Origin of the sequence: Bacteroides sedimenti (genome assembly GCF_040365225.1) — a bacterium.
Lineage (GTDB): Bacteria > Bacteroidota > Bacteroidia > Bacteroidales > Bacteroidaceae > Bacteroides > Bacteroides sedimenti.
This window is the reverse complement of sequence record NZ_AP028055.1, coordinates 2,521,156-2,543,141: the sequence shown is the minus strand read 5'-3', so window position 1 is coordinate 2,543,141 and position 21,986 is coordinate 2,521,156. Positions and strand designations below refer to the sequence as shown.

General features: G+C 40.4%; 18 protein-coding genes. 11 read left to right on the top strand and 7 right to left on the bottom strand.

Annotated elements, in window-relative coordinates; all coding sequences use genetic code 11:
- Nucleotides 1–42 precede the first annotated feature (42 nt).
- The 11 genes from porV to ABWU87_RS09980 all read left to right on the top strand — a co-directional run bounded on the left by porV (nucleotide 43) and on the right by ABWU87_RS09980 (nucleotide 10,721).
- Complete coding sequence (gene porV, locus ABWU87_RS10030) at nucleotides 43–1,221, top strand: type IX secretion system outer membrane channel protein PorV (protein ID WP_353330378.1); 1,179 nt, start codon at nucleotides 43–45, stop codon at nucleotides 1,219–1,221.
- Nucleotides 1,218–1,697, top strand: a complete 480-nt coding sequence (gene ispF / locus ABWU87_RS10025) for a 2-C-methyl-D-erythritol 2,4-cyclodiphosphate synthase (RefSeq protein WP_353330376.1) — start codon at nucleotides 1,218–1,220, stop codon at nucleotides 1,695–1,697. The genes porV and ispF overlap by 4 nt, the downstream gene beginning before the upstream one ends.
- Before the next feature lie 240 nt (nucleotides 1,698–1,937).
- Nucleotides 1,938–3,308: a S8 family peptidase gene (locus ABWU87_RS10020; protein WP_353330374.1), complete on the top strand. Its 1,371-nt coding sequence runs from the start codon at nucleotides 1,938–1,940 to the stop codon at nucleotides 3,306–3,308.
- A gap of 11 nt (nucleotides 3,309–3,319) precedes the next feature.
- A complete protein-coding gene (xseA, locus tag ABWU87_RS10015; RefSeq protein ID WP_353330372.1) occupies nucleotides 3,320–4,555 on the top strand; it encodes an exodeoxyribonuclease VII large subunit in 1,236 nt (411 codons plus the stop codon).
- A gap of 16 nt (nucleotides 4,556–4,571) precedes the next feature.
- Nucleotides 4,572–4,772 carry an exodeoxyribonuclease VII small subunit gene (xseB, locus tag ABWU87_RS10010; protein WP_353330370.1) on the top strand — a complete coding sequence of 67 codons (201 nt, stop codon included), beginning with the start codon at nucleotides 4,572–4,574 and terminating at the stop codon, nucleotides 4,770–4,772.
- Between the two features lie 119 nt (nucleotides 4,773–4,891).
- Nucleotides 4,892–5,914: a branched-chain amino acid aminotransferase gene (locus ABWU87_RS10005; protein ID WP_353334452.1), complete on the top strand. Its 1,023-nt coding sequence runs from the start codon at nucleotides 4,892–4,894 to the stop codon at nucleotides 5,912–5,914.
- A gap of 161 nt (nucleotides 5,915–6,075) precedes the next feature.
- Complete coding sequence (locus tag ABWU87_RS10000) at nucleotides 6,076–6,885, top strand: MBL fold metallo-hydrolase (protein WP_353330368.1); 810 nt, start codon at nucleotides 6,076–6,078, stop codon at nucleotides 6,883–6,885.
- Between the two features lie 7 nt (nucleotides 6,886–6,892).
- Nucleotides 6,893–7,666 carry a tRNA (guanosine(46)-N7)-methyltransferase TrmB gene (gene trmB / locus ABWU87_RS09995; RefSeq protein WP_353330366.1) on the top strand — a complete coding sequence of 258 codons (774 nt, stop codon included), beginning with the start codon at nucleotides 6,893–6,895 and terminating at the stop codon, nucleotides 7,664–7,666.
- Between the two features lies 1 nt (nucleotide 7,667).
- A complete protein-coding gene (locus ABWU87_RS09990) occupies nucleotides 7,668–8,774 on the top strand; it encodes an Mrp/NBP35 family ATP-binding protein (protein WP_353334451.1) in 1,107 nt (368 codons plus the stop codon).
- Between the two features lie 970 nt (nucleotides 8,775–9,744).
- Nucleotides 9,745–10,140 (top strand): pyridoxamine 5'-phosphate oxidase family protein, encoded by a 396-nt coding sequence (locus ABWU87_RS09985; RefSeq protein WP_353330364.1) that lies wholly within the window; start codon nucleotides 9,745–9,747, stop codon nucleotides 10,138–10,140.
- A gap of 2 nt (nucleotides 10,141–10,142) precedes the next feature.
- Nucleotides 10,143–10,721, top strand: coding sequence for a DJ-1/PfpI family protein (locus ABWU87_RS09980; RefSeq protein WP_353330362.1), 579 nt, complete (start codon nucleotides 10,143–10,145; stop codon nucleotides 10,719–10,721).
- 164 nt (nucleotides 10,722–10,885) lie between these two features.
- Here the strand turns inward: ABWU87_RS09980 and ABWU87_RS09975 are convergent, their stop codons facing one another.
- From ABWU87_RS09975 to ABWU87_RS09945, 7 genes are all read right to left on the bottom strand, one after another.
- On the bottom strand, nucleotides 10,886–13,348 hold the full coding sequence (locus ABWU87_RS09975; RefSeq protein ID WP_353330360.1) for an outer membrane beta-barrel family protein: 2,463 nt from the start codon (nucleotides 13,346–13,348) through the stop codon (nucleotides 10,886–10,888).
- Nucleotides 13,349–13,934: 586 nt separating this feature from the next.
- Nucleotides 13,935–15,764 carry an ABC transporter ATP-binding protein gene (locus tag ABWU87_RS09970; protein WP_353330358.1) on the bottom strand — a complete coding sequence of 610 codons (1,830 nt, stop codon included), beginning with the start codon at nucleotides 15,762–15,764 and terminating at the stop codon, nucleotides 13,935–13,937.
- Nucleotides 15,765–15,892: 128 nt separating this feature from the next.
- On the bottom strand, nucleotides 15,893–17,155 hold the full coding sequence (locus tag ABWU87_RS09965) for an ABC transporter permease (protein WP_353330356.1): 1,263 nt from the start codon (nucleotides 17,153–17,155) through the stop codon (nucleotides 15,893–15,895).
- The gene (locus tag ABWU87_RS09960) at nucleotides 17,155–18,336 is read right to left on the bottom strand and encodes an ABC transporter permease (RefSeq protein WP_353334450.1); all 1,182 of its coding nucleotides are present in this window, start codon (nucleotides 18,334–18,336) and stop codon (nucleotides 17,155–17,157) included. The genes ABWU87_RS09965 and ABWU87_RS09960 overlap by 1 nt, the downstream gene beginning before the upstream one ends.
- 5 nt (nucleotides 18,337–18,341) lie before the next feature.
- Nucleotides 18,342–19,334 (bottom strand): HlyD family secretion protein, encoded by a 993-nt coding sequence (locus ABWU87_RS09955; protein WP_353330354.1) that lies wholly within the window; start codon nucleotides 19,332–19,334, stop codon nucleotides 18,342–18,344.
- Nucleotides 19,335–19,352: 18 nt separating this feature from the next.
- Entirely contained in the window at nucleotides 19,353–20,837 is a 1,485-nt protein-coding gene (locus ABWU87_RS09950; protein WP_353330352.1) for a TolC family protein, read from the bottom strand.
- A 197-nt stretch (nucleotides 20,838–21,034) separates the two neighbouring features.
- A complete protein-coding gene (locus tag ABWU87_RS09945) occupies nucleotides 21,035–21,913 on the bottom strand; it encodes a hypothetical protein (protein WP_353330350.1) in 879 nt (292 codons plus the stop codon).
- Nucleotides 21,914–21,986: the final 73 nt, after the last annotated feature.

The window sequence follows — 21,986 nt, the reverse complement described above, 5'->3', positions numbered from 1 at the left end:
TTGTTTAGATAAAAAGTTTTATAAGAACAGAATATATTATATATGAGAAAATCGAAAGTATATATCCTATTTGCAGCTTTGCTTCTGGTAAATGTGCGCTTGATTGCACAAGAAACAAAGAACCAGTTCAACCCGGTTAATACCGGTGTGACTTCTCTTTCCATTGCACCCGATTCAAGAGGTGGTGGTATGGGAGATGTTGGTGTTGCCACCGATCCGGATGTGAACTCACAATACTGGAATCCGGCAAAGTATCCGTTTACCATCAGCCGTGCCGGAGTTTCGCTTTCGTACACTCCGTGGTTGCGTAAACTTGTTAACGACATCGATCTTGCATATCTGGCAGGATACTATCGTATTGGTGAATACCAGGCCCTGAGTACTTCACTGAGATATTTTTCGTTGGGTGAAGTTACCGTGGGACAAGATGGAAGCGGTAATGGGGGGTATTCCATTAACCCTTACGAAATGTCTTTTGATGTAGGCTATTCACGTATGCTTTCAGAACATTTTTCTGCGGCAGTAGCTCTCCGTTTCATTTATTCTGACCTGGCTTACAAACAGGAAGAGGATGTAACTCCGGGATCGGCTTTTGCAGCTGATGTGGCTATGTATTACAATCGATATGTAATCCTTGGACAACGTGAATGTAACTTTGCCTGGGGTATGAACATCTCCAATATCGGTAGCAAAATTTCGTATGATAGTGGCAACAGCAGCGAATTTATTCCTACGAACCTTCGTCTGGGTGCCTCTTTATTGGTCCCGATGGATGAGTATAACACCTTTGCCATTAGTGCAGATGCGAACAAATTGCTGGTTCCCACACGTCCGATACAGGGAGCAAATGAAAGTGCTACTGATTATGAAGACCGTCTCCAGAGAGATTATAAAGACCTGTCGCCCATTTCCGGAATCTTTAAGTCGTTCAGCGATGCCCCGGGTGGCTTCAAGGAAGAGCTCCAGGAGGTTCAGTGGTCTGTTGGGGCAGAATATACTTATCACCAGCAATTCTCCGTTCGTGGTGGTTACCACTATGAGAATGCGAATAAGGGCAATCGAAAATATTTCTCTGTAGGAGCTGGTTTCAAGATGAATGTATTCTCTCTTGATGCAGCATACCTTATTTCAACAGCACAAAGCAATCCGCTCGACCAGACGCTTCGCTTCTCCCTCTCATTTGATTTAGATGGTATTAAAGATATTTTTGGCAAGAAATGAAAGTAAGAGTCGGTTTTGGGTTTGATGTGCATGCATTGGTTTCTGGTCGTGAATTATGGCTTGGGGGCGTAAAGCTCGAACATGAAAAAGGATTGCAGGGACATTCTGATGCGGATGTCCTGTTACACGCAGTGTGCGATGCTTTACTGGGAGCTGCAAACATGCGGGATATTGGCTTTCATTTTCCCGATACTGCCGGAGAATACAAGAATATTGACAGTAAAATTCTGCTTTCGCGTACAATAGAGCTAGTACGTTCCAAAGGGTACGAGTTGGGGAATATGGATATCACCGTATGTGCCGAACGTCCCAAGCTGAATCCTCATATCCCGGCCATGAAAAAAGCGATGGCGGAAGTAATGAAGGTAGACGAGGAAGATATTTCTATTAAGGCTACCACCACCGAGAAGCTTGGTTTTACAGGTAGGGAAGAAGGAATATCAGCCTACGCTACGGTACTTATCACTAAAGAATAATAAGTTATAGTCATAGAAAAAAAGAGCTTCGGGCTCTTTTTTTATTTCCTTGTACAGAAGATTGCATTCTTCTGTACAGAACAAATTATTCTTTTGTACAAAAGAATGCAATCTTTTGTACAAGCTTTTATCAATTGATGGTTATTCTTTTCTAAATTATTGGTGATAACTGTTCTTTATCATCTATCCAAACACTATCTTTGCATAGACGACCAATATGTAATTAAATATACTTGAAAAATGAAAAAAATAAGTCTGATAGCGATGGCTCTTTTGCTTTCGACTATCGCTAGCTCAAAAGTAAGCTATAAGTTCCGCATCACTCTGGCTGACAAGAAATGTACGGAGTATTCACTTAACAAACCCGAGAAGTTTCTTTCAGAGAAGTCATTGGAACGCCGTGCAAAACAAAAGCTGGCGGTCGACTCTACCGATATTCCCGTATGTGGCCAATACATCAAGGCTATTCGTTCTACCGGGGCTCAGGTCTTGGTGACAAGCAAGTGGAACAACACCGTGACTGTTAGTTGTGCCGATTCCATGCTGGTTAAGAAACTAATAAAACTTCCATTTGTCTCAGGGGTGGAGCTTGTATGGAGAGGAGAAGAACGAGCAATGTCTTCGGATGCCGCACGCAAGGATTCGGTGACGAACAAAATGGAAAGAACAGAAAACTTCTATGGAAAAGCGTTTCGGCAGATAGAGATTCATAACGGACAGAAACTGCATCAGGCAGGATTCCGTGGCGAAGGGATGACGGTTGCAATCATAGACGGTGGTTATAAGAATGCCAATAAACTAGCTGCACTGAAATCTATAAAATTGTTGGGCACACGTGATTTTGTACAACCCAATTCGGACATTTACGAGGAGAATAGTCATGGAATGATGGTGCTTTCCTGCATGGCATCCAATGCTCCTTTCTCTATTGTAGGAACTGCTCCCGAGGCCTCTTACTGGCTATTACGCTCAGAAGATATCGATTCAGAGAGCCTGGTTGAACAGGATTACTGGGCAGCTGCTGTTGAATTTGCCGACAGTGTGGGAGTTGATGTTGTAAACACCTCTCTTGGTTACCAGAAGTTTGATGATACTTCAAAAAACTATAATTATCAGGACTTGGATGGACGTAAGGCAATGATTTCACGTTCGGCTGGTATGGCTGCCGATAAAGGAATGGTTGTGGTGTGCAGTGCCGGTAACGAAGGACGTAATTCTTGGAAGAAAATTACTCCTCCGGCCGATGCATTTAATGTAATTACCGTAGGGGCAATTGACTCAGAGTTACTGTTGGCTCCTTTCTCTTCGGTTGGTAATACTACCGATAACCGTGTGAAACCTGATGTTTCGGCTATTGGTCAAAAAACGTCTTTACTTAGAACAAATGGAGAGATAGGGAATGCCAATGGAACCTCTTTCTCGGCTCCCACCTTCTGTGGCTTGCTCACCTGCTTATGGCAATCTTGTCCTGAACTGACTGCGAAGCAGTTGATTGAACTGGTCCGTCATTCGTGCGATAATTCTGCTACACCCAATAATGTGTACGGATATGGAATACCTGATGTATATAAAGCATACCGAACTGTTCATCCTGAAGTAGCCAATCAATAAAACTCCTTGATATGGAAAGAGCTCCGCTCACTCTTTACGAACTAAATGCTTTGGTAAGACAGGCATTAAATGAAGCTTTGCCCGATACTTATTGGATTCAGGCCGAGTTGAGCGATGTGCGTTCTAATTCTTCGGGTCATTGTTACCTGGAGTTTGTGCAGAAAGATGCACGGGGCAATAATCTCATTGCTAAAGCAAGAGGAACAATCTGGGCCAATGTTTTCCGACTGTTGAAACCCTATTTTGAGGAAAGCACCGGTCAGGCATTCGTTTCGGGCATTAAGGTTTTGGTACAGGTGTCTGTTGAGTTTCACGAACTTTATGGCTACAGTCTTACTGTAACCGATATCGACCCCACTTACACGCTGGGAGATATGGCCCGGAAGAGACGGGAAATTCTGAAGCAACTGGAAGAGGAAGGGGTGCTTACACTCAACAAGGAACTCGAGATGCCAATGCTTACTCAAAGAATTGCCGTGATATCTTCTTCAACGGCTGCCGGATATGGTGATTTCTGTAACCAGCTACTGGAAAACCCTTATGGATTTGTCTTTTACCCACATCTTTTCCCGGCTCTAATGCAGGGAAATCAGGTTGAGGAATCGGTAATCTCTGCCCTGAATGCCGTGAACAGCAGGCGAGACGATTTCGATGCTGTGGTGATTATCCGGGGCGGGGGAGCCACATCCGACCTTTCCGGCTTTGATACTTACCTGTTGGCAGCCAATTGTGCCCAGTTTCCTTTGCCTGTTATTACTGGAATAGGACACGAAAGAGACGATACGGTGATTGATTCTGTTGCACATACTCGGGTAAAAACCCCGACGGCGGCAGCGCAGTTTCTGATAACTCACATGCATCAGGCTGCTGTATTGCTTGAAGAGATGGCTGGCACCCTGACTTCTTCCCTGACCGGTAGAATGGAGCAGGAACGACGCCGGCTAACTGATCTCACCAGTCGGTTGCCATTGGTTGTGGAAAACCGTATACTTCGGGAAGAGTATCAGATAAAGCAGAAGATGCAACAAATATATAACGGAATTATCCAGATTCTTACCCGGAAACAGCACAGGCTGCTGTTACTTGAGCAGAAGGTGAGTGATGCATCTCCTGAAAGGGTGCTTAAACGTGGATTCAGTCTGACCCTTAAAGATGGAAAAGTCGTGACGGATAGTGCACAGTTGAGGCTGGGTGATACAATTACCACTCGTCTTGCAAAAGGAGAGGTGATTAGTGAAGTTAAATAACCAAATAGAAACAGATATGGCAGAGAAAAAACAATCCTATGCAGAAGCAATGAAAAAACTGGAAGATATCGTTTCTGCGGTGGAAAAAGATGAACTTGACATCGACCGGTTGAGTGAGAAGCTTAAAGAAGCACAGAAACTGGTTAGCTTTTGCAAAGATAAACTTTACAAAACAGATCAGGAAATAAAGCGAATAATGGAGGAGGAATCTGACTGATTTATATTACTGCAAGCCTGAGAGGCCGGGTTTTGTAATTTTCTTAGACTATTAAGTGGAAATATGAAATTAAAAAGTTATTTTTGCTACTCAATAACGAACTTACTAAAACAATAAACATAATGGAACAAATAGATTGGGCTAATCTGTCTTTTGGTTACATAAAAACAGATTATAACGTACGGTACAATTTCCGTGACGGCAAGTGGGGAGAACTTGAAATCAGTAGTAGCGAATACATTAATCTGCATATGGCTGCTACATGTTTACATTATGGGCAGGAAGCCTTTGAAGGAATGAAAGCCTTTAGAGGAAAAGATGGTAAAATACGTATTTTCCGTCTGGAAGAAAATGCGAAACGTCTGCAAGCGTCCTGCGATGGAATTCTAATGGAAAAACTTCCAGTAGAGATGTACAAAGAGGCAGTTCTGAAAGTGGTAAAACTTAACGAACGATTCGTTCCACCTTATGAAAGCGGTGCATCACTTTATATCCGTCCGCTTTTGATAGGAACAAGCGCTCAGGTGGGGGTACATCCTGCGTCAGAATATACCTTTATTATCTTCGTAACTCCGGTTGGTCCATATTTTAAAGGCGGATTCTCATGTAATCCTTATGTAATTTTCCGTGAATTCGATCGTGCTGCTCCCCTTGGAACGGGAATTTTCAAGATTGGTGGAAATTATGCGGCCAGTTTGAGAGCCAACAAAAAAGCTCATGATATGGGTTACTCTTCCGAGTTTTATCTTGATGCAAAAGAGAAAAAGTACATTGACGAATGTGGAGCTGCCAATTTCTTTGGTGTCAAGAACAATACATATGTCACTCCATTGTCATCTTCAGTTCTTCCATCCATCACCAATAAAAGTCTCATGGTGCTGGCAGAAAGTATGGGCCTGAAAGTTGAACGTCGCCCGGTTCCTGAAGAAGAATTATCTACATTCGAAGAAGCAGGTGCTTGTGGAACTGCAGCTGTAATCAGTCCAATTGAACGCATTGATGACGTGGAAAACGACAAATCATATGTAATTTCAAAAGATGGCAAACCAGGTCCTGTTTGTACTAAGTTATACAACAAACTTCGTGCAATTCAGTATGGAGATGAGCCTGATACATACGGCTGGATTACAATTGTGGAATAATTTTCAGAAAAGGTAATCACAAAAACCGGAAAGAGATTAAAGGTTTTTCATTGAAAAGAATAAAGGGATATGTTATCTTGAATGGTTTTTAGCTATAAGGTAATATATCCCTCTCTTCTTTAGTATAATGAAATATAAATAGATAATTATAAATCGTAAATATGGGTTATAAAATCACTACGCTCGTAGACAATGTTGTTTATTACCGGGAATTACAGGCAGAACACGGACTTTCTCTGTTAATTGAAAGCGGAGAAAAGAAAGTTCTTTTTGATACTGGATCAACAGACTTGTTTATCCGGAATGCCCGTTTTCTTGGGATTGATCTGAGTAAGGTGGATTATCTGGTATTATCTCATGGGCATAGCGACCATTCGGGAGGAATCAGGCAGTTTCTGGAACTGAACCCTAAGGCGAAAGTGGTTTGTAAAAAAGAGGTTTTTCAGAAAAAATACAAGGATGTGCGGGAAAATGGCTTCCAATATGCCGGAAAAATAGATGAGAACCGCCTTTGGTTGGTAGATACCATAACAGAGATTATACCGGGGATGTATGTGCTTCCTCAGATTAAAATAACAGATAAGACAGACACTCATTTTGAGCACTTCTTTACCGTGGTCAATGAGAATATCGTACCCGATACATTTGAAGACGAACTGGCTTTAGTGATACCGGACGCGAAATCGCTTTCGGTGTTGAGTTCATGCTCGCACCGGGGAATTACAAATATCCTTCGAAGTGCTCAGGAAGCTTTTCCTGATCGTACTTTTAATTTGGTGATGGGAGGTTTTCATATCAACAACGCCGGTGAAGATAAATTTAATGTGATAAGCACCTACCTGGGAAGAAAGCTGCCCAGAAGATTGGGAATCTGCCATTGTACCGGAATAGACAATTATGCACGCTTTCATCAGGAATTCAGTACCCGTGTATTTTACAGTTACACAGGTTGGGTAGAAGAGATAAAATAAAGATTGAATGGGAAAAAATAAATTACAGAAATTTGCAGATATGCAGAGCTATCCGCACGTATTCGAATATCCATATTCAGTAATGGATAATGTTCCTTTTGAAATGAAAGGGAAATGGGGAAAAGAGTTCTTTAAGAATGACAACCCTATTGTTATTGAACTGGGATGCGGACGTGGAGAATATACTGTGGGGCTGGGACGTATGTTCCCGGATAAGAACTTCATAGCAGTGGATATTAAAGGCTCTCGTATGTGGAGCGGAGCTACTGAATCATTGAATGAGGGACTTAAAAATGTGGCGTTTCTTCGTACGAATATTGAAATTATAGACCGCTTTTTTGATAAGAATGAAGTAAGTGAAATATGGCTTACTTTCTCTGATCCGCAGATGAAGAAAGCTACCAAGCGGCTTACTTCCACTTATTTCATGGAACGCTATCGTAAATTCCTGGTACCCGATGGAATTATTCATCTGAAGACCGATAGCAATTTTATGTACACCTATACTACCTATATGGTAGAGGAAAACAAGTTTCCGGTTCTATTTGCAACCGAGGATCTTTATCATTCAGGGCTGGTGGATGAAATTCTGAATATTCAGACCTATTATGAGCAGCAATGGCTGGAGAGAGGACTGAATATTAAGTACCTCAAGTTTACACTTCCTCAGGATGGTGCTCTGAAAGAGCCGGAACAGGAAATTGAACTTGATACCTATCGTAGTTACAACCGCAGCAAGCGGAGTGGTAAAAAAACAACTTTAACTTTTGAAGAAGAATAAAATGACACTTTATCCAAAACTTATACTCGACGCACTTAGCAAGGTGCGTTATCCCGGTACGGGAAAGGATATTGTTTCTGCCGGTATGGTGGATGATAATATCCGGATTGAAGGAATGAAAGTTTCCTTCTCTTTGATTTTTGAAAAGCCGACCGACCCGTTTATTAAATCACTGGTTAAATCGGCTGAGGCTGCCATCCTTACTTATGTAAGCAAAGATGTGGAGATTGTAGGAAATATCGATGTGAAAGCCAAACAGGCTCCTCGTCCCGAAGTAGGTAAACTCCTACCTCAGGTTAAGAACATCATTGCTGTATCTTCCGGTAAGGGAGGGGTAGGTAAGTCGACCGTTTCCGCCAATCTTGCCGTTTCTTTGGCAAAGCTGGGCTACAAGGTAGGCTTGCTCGATGCCGATATCTTTGGACCTTCCATGCCAAAAATGTTTCAGGTAGAGGATGCACGTCCATATCTGGAGAAAATAGAAGGAAGAGACCTGATTATTCCGATTGAAAAATATGGTGTTAAACTTTTATCCATCGGTTTCTTTGTTGATCCCGACCAGGCAACCGTGTGGCGGGGTGGTATGGCCAGCAACGCCTTGAAGCAGCTGATTGCTGATGCCAACTGGGGAGAACTGGATTATTTCCTCATTGACCTGCCTCCAGGTACCAGCGATATTCACCTGACTATTGTTCAGTCGGTTGCTCTTACCGGTGCAATTGTGGTAAGTACTCCGCAGGCTGTAGCATTGGCCGATGCCCGCAAAGGAATCAATATGTTTACTAATGACAAGGTGAATGTTCCTATCCTGGGATTAGTGGAGAATATGGCTTGGTTTACTCCAGCCGAACTACCGGAGAATAAATATTATCTGTTCGGTAAAGAGGGATGTAAAAAACTCTCTGAAGAGGTAAATGTCCCTTTACTTGGTCAGATTCCAATCGTTCAAAGCATTTGTGAAGGAGGAGACAGCGGAGTGCCAGTGGCTCTGAATGAAGATTCCATCACCGGAAAGGCTTTTCTGGAGCTGGCGGAGAATATGGTACAACAGGTTAATAAGAGGAATGAAGAGCTTGCTCCAACCAAAATTGTGGAGCTTCATAAGTAAGCCTACTTATGAATCCTCTCGGTTTTCTCGCTTCTCCATATAAATAAAAAAATAAAGTAGCACAAGTCACGCAAATCGCGCAAAATGTGCTTAATATATTTATAATCAGCGAAATAAAAGCGCGTGACTTTTCAAAAAAGTCACGCGCTTTTTGCATAAAGTCACGCACCCCTTTGACGGGCTTTTGAGTTTTCCCCTCCCAAATTCTGGTGCAGGCTGTTATACGAATAAGAATAATCGGATCCTGAACAAAACAAGTTAGGGCATTCCTTCTGAAAGAAAGAAGATTTTGGCTATAAAAATAGAAAACGAGGACAGTAGAACAGTGGTCAACATCAGAAAAAAAGAATATGCAATAGAAATGTTCTGTACACCCCGATCAAGGCTGCCTGTACACCCGGATGGAGGTAGGGGGTACACCCGGGTATACGTACCTCCTCCACCCGGATGTACAGAGATTTTATTGGCCTGTGAAAAAAATATCATAATTGCATTAATTCCTAATTATCGCCCACCGGAGTTGGTGGTCTCGCCTTTGCTGCCGGACGTTTGTCGACTGTTGAGTTTCTGTGATAAAAAATATTGGGAAACAACCATTTAATATACTCAGTAATAATTAGTTGCTTTTGTATTTAGCTTACTTATGAGGATTCAATTGTTTGTCAAGTGCGTGACTTCTGCGTAAGCAATGTCGTGGTTTTTCAAAAGTCACGCACCTGTTAACGCTTTGATTGTAAGGGTTATAATGCCGTTCCTGCGTGACTTGCGTGACTTGTGTTACTTTTTTGAATTCAACTTATAGGGTGTTTACGGTCAGACTACTTTCAGGAGGCTTTTATCCTTTTTCGCGAGAATGTTTCGCATAAAAAGTTAAATCCAGATTATCAGCCGATTAAAAGGTTATGATAAGTGTTTTTATTGTGTACTAATGATTTGAAAAACTATATATTTGCATATAAAATTTAATGCTATGACAATTCAAGAAAAAGCAGCACAAATGATTGACAATGTGCAAATCATTACACTTGCCTCAATCAATGAAAAAGGGTATCCGCGTCCTGTACCAATGGTGAAACTAAAAGCGGAGTTCGGTGCAATATATGTTGCTACGGGTACAAGTTCGGAGAAAACGGCACATTTCAGAGCTAACCCGAAGGCTGGGCTATCGATTGTAGAGGGTGGCAACAGCATTGTATATACAGGTGAAGTGGTGATTGTAACCGATGAAGCAATAAAACGTTCGCTTTGGAGTGAGTGGATGTCTGAGCACTTTCCCGGTGGAGTTGAAGACCCTGAATATTGCGTCTTGAAATTTACACCAATTAGTGCCACTTATTGGATAGATGGAGAATTTATAAAGTCATAATCATGAATAAAAAGATATTCGTATTTCTTTTCAATGGCTTCTCTGATTGGGAAATTGCATATCTCACTCCTGAGATAAATAAATGCGAAGGTTTCGATTTGGTTTACTTCTCAAAAGATGGGGACAGTGTTTGCTCAATGGGGGGCATGCAGGTAGTACCCAGCATCTCTTTTGGTATGGTAAATGCAGATGAAGTTGATATGTTGATTCTTCCCGGCGGTACGGCTTGGGAATCGGACGAAAATAGCGAGATAGACCAATTGGTAAAAGAACTGATTTCAAAAGGAAAAACAATAGCGGCCATCTGTGCTGCAACTGCATATCTTGGCAAACATGGATTATTGGACAACCTTAAACATACAAGCAATGATTTGGGGTATCTTAAATGGGTTGCACCTAAATATACTGGAGAAGCAAACTATGTGAACCAGCTTGCTGTTACCGACCAAAATATTATTACTGCCTGCGGAGTTGCTCCGATTGAATTTGCCAGAGAGGTCTTCTTGAAGTTGGCTTTACGCAGTGACGATGATATTGAAAAGTGGTTTCAGCTCTTTAAAAATGGAATTTGGAAAGAGTAGAAGAACAATGACAGCCCCCCCCAATAATCGGCTGTATGCTATTAGTTGGACAAAAACAATTAGTGCCCGGTAAATTTCATGATTGAAAAATTACCGGGCACTAATAAATAGAAATAACGGATTTCAGATATCGTTTTTGAAATTCATTCTACATCCTGCAGGAGTTATTTCCCTTCTCCTCCGCTGCCTCCCCCGCTTTTCACATCGTTGTTCTGAATTGTACGTGCTGCTTTCTTTACACTGGCTTCAAGTTTTCCAATGCGATAGCTGATATTGAGTCCGAAACTTCTGCTTGGATACTGGTACTCATAAAAAGAACGGAACTGAAGAGTCTCTGTGGTTGAGTTGTATTTGCGGTATTTGCTGAACGGGTTGGTGGCGTACGTAGAAATTGTAAGTCTCTTATTCAGGAATGTCTTATTCAGATTCATGCTGTAATAATTGTACCCGGACCCTTTGCCCTGAAGACTGACACGAGAACCACTTCCTCCGCCATTCAGACTGATACGCATATCCCAGGGTAGTGATTGCTGAAGTCCGCCTCCCACATAAAAGTTGAAACCATCCTTAGAAACATCCATCTTTTCGCTGTTAAACTTCTGGTAAGAGACTGAACCGTTCATATATAAACGGGTTTTAGGAGTAAAATTCCAGTTGATATAAGATGATAAACTGGTAGTGGCCCATTTCCCAATGTTTTCGAATGTGTTATTTTGAACACCATCTTTCATGAACGAATATTGCTCAATGCTGTTGTTTACAAAGGTGTGGCTTAATGAAAGATTGAGGTTGAATTTCTGAGAAAAACGACCGTAGTTCAAATCGAACGAATGACTCTTCTCACTTTTAAGATCCGGATTACCATAACGGATATTAGTAGGGTCAGTATCATTCACAAAAGGATTCAGGTACCAGATTCCGGGACGGCTGATACGCATGTTATAAGATGCTTTCAAAGTCTGTGATTCGCTTAGTTTATACGAAAGATTTGCCGATGGGACTAAATCGCTGAAATGAGCGCTGAAATCATCCCCTTCTCCATTGTGGTATTTAACATCCATAAATGTATATTCATAGCGTAAACCGGTTTTGAACCCAAATTTTTTCCATTTAAGATTGTATCCGGCGTAAGCAGCCAGTATGTCCTGCAGTTGATCGTATTTGCTGCTATGACTCTTATCTTCTTCGTAAGTAGATTCACCTGGATCGGCAGTATAATATTTGCTATTACTCTTACTATCTCTAATAATGTATTTTGCTCCCATCTCAATGGTTTGGTTCTTTGCGATAGGGTTGGTGTAGTCTCCCTGGAATGTATGTTCGTACGTTGTGGGGTCGTCTGTGGTATAAGTATTCTTAAGAGGGAACGGGTAATTGTTGATGTTCGTATAATATGTATAGTTGTCACTTGACCTAGGAGAAGTGCTCAATCTGTAAGAAAAGGTCAGGAGCTCTTCTTTTTTCTTTTTGAAAGAACGTTGGTAGTCAATGTTGGCATCGATATATTTATAATCGTTTTTGTAATTACCGCTGTTGTTATAACTGTATACAGGCTCATGCTTGATAGTCCTCATCTCCGTTTCCGCATCATTATTGTTTGAATTATTTCCATTATAGATGCTTCCTGAGAATGTTAACAACCGTAAGGTGTCTATTTCGTAACTAGCCTCCATGCTTCCGGAGCCGTAGTTTCCTTTGTATTTATTGCTTGAATTACTTGTCAGGAACCGATTTGTTTCATTTGTGTAATCTTCACGTTCGCTGTATCCTTTTGCATCGCCGGGAGATTGGTGGTGTCCGAAGTAATAGTTTCCGGTTGTGGTAAATTTGCCTGCTTTCACTGTGGCATAAGCGCCTGCATTATATCCATTGCTGGATACACCAGTATTAACAGTTGCCGTATAACCTTTCATACTTCCTACAGTAATAATATTAAGAATACCTGTTATCCCTTCGGCGTCATACTTTGCACCAGGGTTGGTAATTACCTCAATTGATTTGATGGAGCTAGCTGGCATGCTTTTCAATACTTCTGTAGGATTGTTGCTCATCATGTTATTGGGCTTGCCGTTTACATGAATCTTAAAGTTACTGCTTCCTTTTACCTGAATCTTATCTTCGGCATCAACCGTTACCATCGGGACTTTGCGTAACATCTCAATTACGTTATTGGTTTTGGAGTCTGGGTCGTCCTCAACACTGTATGCCAGTTTATCGATTTCCGATTTGACCAGAAGTTTTTGAGCAACAACTTCGACACCTTTAAGTTCGTGAGCGGCATCTTTTATATAAATTATTCCCAAATCAATAGTTTCTTCTCCTGGTTTTATAGTGAATTCCTTAGAAACGCTTGCTTTTCCAACAGAGGCAAAAGTAATTATATGAGTGCCTTCTCCGGAAATTTTATCCTTGAATTTTCCGTTCGTATCTGTTACAAGTACTTTTATCGGATTGTTTGGTCTCCCTTTTTTACTTATCCGGATTGTGGAAAATGGTTCACCTGTTTTGGTTAATGAGTCAAGAAGTGTACCTTTAATAGTGTAGGTAGTAGTCTTGCTTGGTGTTTGTGCTATTATTGATGAGATACACAATAATAGAAATGTAAGTGATAGCAAAGATTTCTTCATAATTATGTTTTTCATGTTTGACGTTCAAAACTAACGATTAATCACTACCTAGCTGTGATTAGGCTCTTTTATTCCGATATGTTAACAATCATCTTTTGTGACAAATGTGTTATTAACTAATTTTTAGAAACAGGGCCCATTTCTTTTGAATTTTTTACTACAGATGTAATATAGGAAGACGGAGTAAATAGATTTGAAAACTTTGCTACAGAATATTAGATATAATATAATACATATTTCAAAACTAGGATCATTATCTCTTTTCTTTCTATGTTTACTTTTATATAACTATTAATATATTACGATAAAGTCGCAAATATACGAATATGTCGTAGATTGTGTCTTGGTTATGATGTAAATAATGTTAATTCTGAAAAATATATTGCTATTCTCTTGAATGTTGAGTATATGAAATTACAATGTTTTTGTTGAAAGATAAATAGGGCGTATAGCAAAGTAATAATTGACTGTAAACTATTCAAATAGATTGAAGTACTATGCTTTACTCTTGAGGTAGTTTTATAAAAAAATCTCTTATGAAATCAAAATGGTTTCATAAGAGATTGTATAGGTTGTATCTGTTATGTTAAAACCCTTGCATGTCGCACAGTCTTTTATAATAGCCATCCAGTTCAATAAGCTCTTCATGCTTTCCTCGTTCCACAATTTCACCTTCGTGAAGTACGCAGATTTCATCCGCGTTCCTAATAGTGGATAACCGGTGTGCAATAGCAATCGTTGTGCGGTTTTTCATCAGGTTATCGAGCGCATCCTGAACCATACGTTCTGATTCTGTATCGAGTGCAGAAGTCGCTTCGTCCAGAATCAGGATTGGAGGATTCTTCAGGATAGCACGGGCAATACTGATGCGCTGACGCTGTCCGCCTGAAAGTTTACCTCCACGGTCGCCGATATTTGTATCATATCCTTTTTCACTTGCCACAATGAATTCGTGTGCATTGGCTATCTTGGCAGCTTCGATTACCTGCTCCATGGTAGCGTTGTCCACACCGAAGGCAATGTTATTATAGAATGTGTCATTAAAGAGGATCGCCTCCTGATTTACATTACCCATGATACTGCGTAAGTCTTGAAGTGTGGCATCTTTCACATTGACGCCATCTATCAGGATTTCACCTTCAGTTACATCGTAAAAGCGGGGCAGGAGGTCGACCAATGTAGATTTCCCTGATCCTGACTGTCCTACCAAAGCCACTGTCTTTCCTTTCGGAATAGAAAGGTTGATGTGTTTAAGCACAGGGGTGGTTTCATATTTGAATGAGACATCCTTAAATACAATTTTCTCTTTTAAATCCTTGATTGGAATAGGATTTTCTGAGATTTTCATTGTGTTCTCTGCCTGCAGGATTTTATCGATACGTTCCATTGATGCCAGTCCCTTTATGATGGAATAGCCTGCTTTTGAGAATTCTTTCAATGGATTAATGATACTATAAAGCATGACCAGATAGAAAATGAATGATGGGGCGTCTATGGATGAACTATTTCTCAAAATCAGTGTTCCCCCAAACCAAAGTACGATTACAATCAATGTGGTACCCAGGAATTCACTCATTGGACCAGACATCTGCTGGCGTGTGTTTACCCGACTGATAGTGTGGCGGTATTCATCATTGCAGCTTGTAAAACGCTTATTCATTTTAGCTTCTGCGTTAAAGGCCTTGATGATTCGCAGACCACCTAATGTCTCTTCCATTTGAGACATCATATCGCTCCATTGAGTTTGCGCCAATAATGATTTCTTTTTCAGCTTTTTCCCGATGGTTCCCATCAGCCAGCCCATTCCGGGCAAAACGGCTATTGTAAACAGAGTCAATTCCCAGCTGATTGCGATTAATGTAACGAAATACATAATGATCAGGATAGGGTTTTTGAACAGCATGTCCAGTGAACTCATGATGGAAGTTTCAACTTCCTGCACGTCACCGCTCATTCGGGCCATAATGTCCCCTTTTCGTTCTTCAGAAAAGAAGCTCAGTGGCAGGCTTAGCATTTTTTTATAAAACTGGGTGCGGATGTCTCTTACAACCCCTGTACGGATAGGGATGATAGTTGCAAATGAGAGAATATAGGCCCCGGTTTTAAGGAAGGTCATCAAGGCAAGGAAAAGTCCAAGTATAAGAAGGGTTTTGCTTCCTCCATATACTTTTATCATATCGGAAACATAATAATAGAAATTGTTTATAGCGATATTCTTGAAACTCATGCTCGAATCCCAGGGAATAAATTTATAAACCTGATTACTCAATTTAAAGAGAATTTGCAGGATTGGGATGATAAGCGAAAATGAAAAAATGTTGAGTATAGCAGAAAGGATATTAAAAAAGATATTAAGTATTAAAAACTTCTTGTAAGGCGGAACAAATCTTTTTAAGATGCGGATAAATTCTTTCATTGGGTATAATATAATAATAATCGGCAAATATAAATATTATATCTGACACTCCTGATGTTTACATGAAATAAAATCCCGGGACAAAATGGTTCCGGGATTTTATTGTTGATAGTATCCTCAAAGTGTTCTTAATCTTTAGTTTCTTTAGGTGCAGCTTCTAGTTTGGCTTTCATCTCTTTGTATTTTTCTACCACATGTTTCCGGCTGTTCATGATTTGCCAGCGATAAACAAGGCAGGTAGTCAGAAAATAAAATCCTGCCTGCAACCAAAGAGCTTGATATTCCGCAGCGACTTCATTTAGAGTGGCACCCATATTATTGATTCTAACAAATCCGTTTATTCCAAAGGTGGATGGGAACAGATATGACAGGTATTTCCAGAAAGCAGGAATAGCAGCTCCCGGCCAGGATATGCCAGAGATAAACAGCAAGGGCAGTGATGTGAATACAAATATCAGCATACACGTTTCTCTGTTTCGAATGGCTATTGATGCGGTCATTGCAAAAAAGATGCATGCGCTTAGGTAAGGAAGCATGAACATCATCAATGTATGTGGAAGCGCTAGCTGATTAAGGTTGAATATGCGGGGAACCACACAAAGCACATAGACTGAAACAATGGCATAAACCATAAAATAGCTCAATCCTTTTCCAAATACAATTCTCAGGGTACCGTTGTAATGGCGGTTGATAGGAACCAGGTCTCTGAAACGGTTATGTTCGCGGGCGGTTCCGGCCGAGAGTCCGATTCCAAGCAACAGAGTTTGCTGAATCAATAGAATCAGAACAGCAGGAATAAGAAATGCCGCGAATCCGTTTTGTGGATTAAATAGAGCCACATCCTGATACTCAATTGGCTGAGCTGTGATTTCATCCTGTCGATTGGTTGTGTTTCCAGCACGGCAAATTTTTATCTGCTTGTTCATATCCAAAGATACAGCCGTGGTCGACATTAAAATACTTTTATAGTATAGCAGTCCGCTCATATCGCAGTAGATGCTAACCTGAGTCTGTTTCCCAAGTGCTATATCGTCACTGAAATGAGTGGGAACATAGATTAGCCCGTATGCCTCTCTTTCTTTCATCAGCAATTTGGCTTCTTCCATATTGCTGCAATAAGTTGTTATCTTCACATCGGCTGTGGCATCTACTTTTCGTAGAAATTCACGGCTTAAGGAAGAATGCGAATTGTCAACAACTACCACAGGTACTTCGCGTACTACTTCATTGGTATAAATAAAACCATATATTAAAGGATACATCAATGGTACGAGGATGAAGAAGATTAATACTCCCTGATCCCTGAATGTTGTTTTAAACTCTCTTTTCCAGATGTAAAACAGGTCTTGGAAACCTTGAGATACTTTATCTTTAAAAGTTGCTTCCTTCATTAGGGTACATATTTATAATAGATTAAAGCACTTTTTAAACGGTGCACAATTGTGAATGGCAACATAATAAAAAGCAGTAAAGCTATGTAGTTGGTCCATGAGTATGCCATGCTGTAGCCATTTAATGCCTGGTCCACATAAATCAGAAAGTAATGCCTTAACGGAAACAGATTTGATAATGCTTGCAGTACGGGGTGCATGGCCATTACCGGGAATGTGAATCCGGAGATGGAGAATGAAATAACCCCCCATAGAGAGGCAAAACTTAGTCCCAAACGTAATGTAGGGAGTACGCCAATCATTACAACCCCGCAGGCTTGTGAGGCAAGTACCAATAACAGTGAGGCTAGGATCATTGGCAATATTCCGCTGTTGCAAGGGAAATGAAGATAGCCGTACAGGTAAGCGTTGTAGAAACTGCTCATAATAAAAAAGACAAACGTTTGTGGGAGCAGTTTACCTGCCAATGAAATGTAGATAGAGTTATTTCCTGTCCTTAACCATTCTCTGGCAGTGCGATCTTTAATTTCAACTCCAATGGAATAGACTGTTGTCATGAAAATCATGATCATGAGTATTCCAGGAACAAGCGTATTGCACAAATAAACCGAATAATTCAACCATGGGTTGTTCAGTGGATGGGTATCTATTACTATTGGTTGCAAAATGGCCATCGCCTGTTTTTCAGTAGCTCCTTTAGCATATAGCGTTGCGCGGCTAACAGCTCCTCCGGCAAGTTCTGACATCATTTTCATGTCTTTAAACAGCAATGAACCTGCTATCAGATAAGAGTTGTTGGTATAAAAAGATATTTTAGGCTGGCGACCACTGATTGCTTTGGCTGACATCTTTTCGGGGATGTAGAAAAATCCGTAGATCTCTCCTTTTTGCATGGCAATTCTAGCTTCGTCAAAACTCTCGTACCTACTCACAATTTCCGACTGTTCCAGGGCATCGAGATTTCTTAATATAGAACGGGAAGTTGTAGAGTTATCAAGATCTACCGCACCAATGGGTAGGTTTGTCGGAAGTCCCGCTCCCATTAATGTGGTGAAGAAAATATAGCAGAACAGCGGAGCTATCACCATAGAAAACAGATATAGCGGACGTGAGACCAGTCGACTGCATTCACGCTTTATGACTTGCCACAGATATATATATTTGTTCTGACTACCTGTCATCATCATTATTTTTTAAGAATCACAGACATACCCGGGCGAAGATTTTCTATCTTGGCGAGAGGAGTAGCCCGTACTTCAAATGTCTTTAAATCGAATTGTCCGGTTGTTTTGGTCGCTTTCCAGGCTGCATATGTTCCCAGGTCTTTCATGAAGTATACTTTCAGTTTAACTTCTTTGCTATCCATAGCAGGGATAATTGCAGTAAACTCGCTACCGACGGTCAGCCCTTTCAATAGATCTTCGCGAACGTTGAATGTAATCCACATATCATCCATTTTTGCTACATTCATGATTGGGGCACCAGTACCTACCAGTTCGCCTATTTCCGGGAAGATTTCCGTTACTTCTCCCCCCATTTGAGCTATAAGAACTGTCTCTTTTATATATGATTCCACTTCGGCGACAGCACCTTTTGCTCTGTCGACCATTGCTGAAGCAGCTAACTTATCTTCACGTTCTGCTCCATTTTTTGCCATGGTGTATTGTGCTAAAGCTGCTTTTTCTGTTGCAATCGCGGCATCGCGTTGTGCAGTTGCTTCATCCATTTTTTGTGCAGACATTACACCTTGTTCAAAAAGATTTTTGACTCTCTTGTATGATTTCTCGGATATCTCTACTCCGGCTTTAGCTTTTTGCCACATTTCATAGGCTGTTTGTATCTGCTCTGCACGAGCTCCCTTAATGGCCTTCTGGTTTTGTGCCTGTGCTGCCGATTCGGCTGCTTGTGCCTGCATCATCTTTGCTGTTACCTCAGGAGCTTCAAGTATTGCCAATGTATCGCCGGCTTTTACAATATCTCCCTCTTTTACCCTGAACTCCAGAATTCTTCCGGGAACTTTACTCGATACCCTGTATTCAGTAACCTCAGCTTGCCCTTGAATAATTTCCGGTCCTTTCCTCAACATAAAGAAACCCACTATAGCAACGATTGCAATGACCCCCAGCAGGGTGATGAATGCCAGCAGCATATTGCTGTTTTGTGATTTTTGTGATCCCATATTATTTCTCTTTTTGTATCATTTACTTAATGTTCCCAAGGATTTCTTTAAATAAATCTCTGTGAGTTTAACATCGATTTGTGCATCTATTCTCTCTGATTGAGCCGATAACCAAGCTGTATGTGCTTCCAGTACATTACTCGGAGCAATTACCCCTTCTTCGAATCCCAGTTTGGCATAACGTAGATTCTCTTCTGCTTTTTCCATGTTTTTCTCTGTCATGGCAAGTTTCTTCGCAGCTTCATTCACTTTGAAGGCAGACTGGTTAACTTGTAGTTCAATCTTTTCTTTTGCATCCTCTAGTTGGAACTGTGCAACTTTAGCCTCGGCTTTTGCTGCTTTTACCTTATAAATGCCTTCACCCCAATGCCAGATTGGTATTTTAACAAAGACCCCCACGCTCCATTGTCCACGGAACTTGTTTTCGAATCCATTGAAAAGAGAAGGATTGCTTACCAGATAATTTCCTGTTAAGGCTATTGATGGTAAAAACTCCGACTTGGTAACATTTATTTTCTGATTATATATATTGGTTGCCAGTTCCAGACTTTTCAATTCCGGGCGATTGTTGAATGCCATCTCCATGTTTGTACTGGGAGTGGTAGTATTTACTGGTAAGTTCGTGATAGTCTCGTCTGCTAATTGTATGGGTGTTGATAAATCAATTCCGCAAATCTGGCAGAGCAGCATCCGGCTAAGACTTAGGCCGTCTTCCACCTTAGTCAGTGTCATTTCTGCTTCGTTCACCTTAACCTTTACAGAAAGTCCATCTGCTTTAGTTGCTACACCTTCAGCAATCATTTTATCTACATCGCTTTCCAGCTTTTTAAGTAGTTCAAGATATCCTTCAGCAAGTTTTTTCTTGTTTACCAACGATACAACTTGCCAGTAAGCTTGGTCTGTATTTAGAATGACTTCCTGCATTCCTGTTTTTTGTTGTGACTTAGCCAGTTCTTCAGCATATCTTGTTATCTTATTATATGCTCTGATTTTACCTCCCATATATATAGGTTGAGTTAGCATGATGGCTCCGGCATACACATTTTTTGTGTCGAATTCGAATTCACTCTTTGGAATGGTTGTATATTGTTTCCAAACCAATTTCTCTGGATTCTTAGTCGGATCAAAAGGTGTTCCGTTAGCATCCGTAGGTACCCATTGTCCATTGGGAAGCTTAATTTCCTGTACTTGGCCGGCACCAGGAGTATATCCAAAGGTTCCATTAGCCATTAGAGAGCCTATCGGGAGAAATTTATTCTCTCCCAATAACGACATGTTTTTCTCATTTCGCATATAAGAGCCTGTAGCCGATAAATTAGGAAGATAATTCGTAAATGCAGCCTTCCTCTCATAATAAGCTGCTTTAATCTTTTCATTCCCAATCTTAAGTTCTTTGTTATTGGCTAGTGCTAGTGAACGACAACTATCCAGACTTAAGACTTGTTGCGCATTTAAGGGGATGACAACTCTTAGCAACAAAATAAAACTAAGTATTCTTTTCATTGTGATTCAATCTTTTACCCGTAAATATAAAAATAATACGATATAGTTCGTTACTTATTATCACAATTATTTATTTGACAGTTAGTGTGGCAAACAATAATTGCATAAACAACGATACAAAAGTAAGCCGATTCATTGAATCGGCAAAATGAAAAATACTTTTTTTATTTTTTTATGAGTAGACGGAATCCTTTGACTTATTCAAGAGTAAATTTCTTCGAGCCAATAAGGGTGCCATCGGCAAAGATATCAATGCCATAGCTACCAGCATATAAAAACTCTTCTACATCCCAGAAAACAGTTACGGCTTGTTCTTCGCCTGTGTATTCAATGTATTTTTTAATTGAGTATGTCAACGCTCTGTTCTCGTAACTGAAAGTTCCACCGCCATTTTTGGTAAGCACATCGTTATCTGGTTTGGTAATTCGTATATAGATGGTCTTGTTTCCTGTTTCTGCTGTGATATTTTTAACAATAGTGAACCCAATCTGTAATTTTGTAATATCTTTCACTTTTTTAGCCTGCTTCCCTTTCTTGTTTTTAGCCAACAAGGAAATATTGGTCGCATCAAGCTGTGCTGCCAGAGCAACTTTATTATGAAGATTTTGTTTTTCTTCAGACAAGCTGCTGATTTGTTGAGTCGCATTCTTATATTTCTCTTTTACAGCAATATTTTCTGTAGTAAGCTCCTTGTTTAACTTATTTAGTGAATCTATCTGATTTACGTATCCAATCATTACTTTACGGAGCAATGCCAGTTCTTTCTTTAATCTCCTTATTTCTGAAGCATTTGTAGCTTTGACTGAGCGTAGCTCTTCCAGCAGGCGCTGCACTTTTGCCTGTTCCTCAGTCAACAGAGTTGATAGAGAATCGTTTGATGTGATGAATTTTAATTCATCGTATTGTTTCGCAAATCCGGTATATTCATTTTCCAGATCTTTCTTATCTAGCTCAAAATTCTGTACCAGCTCTTTTTTCTCTTTTTCAGAGCGAAGAAACATGTATGTAATCCCTGCGATAGCAATAATTAAAATAGTAGTGATAACGGCCACTATCCATGTGGTTTTCTTATTCATATCTTTCTATCTATGTGGTTATTTATTAAGCGCTGCAAAAGTAGTATTTTTAATATTGAATAGCAATAAGATT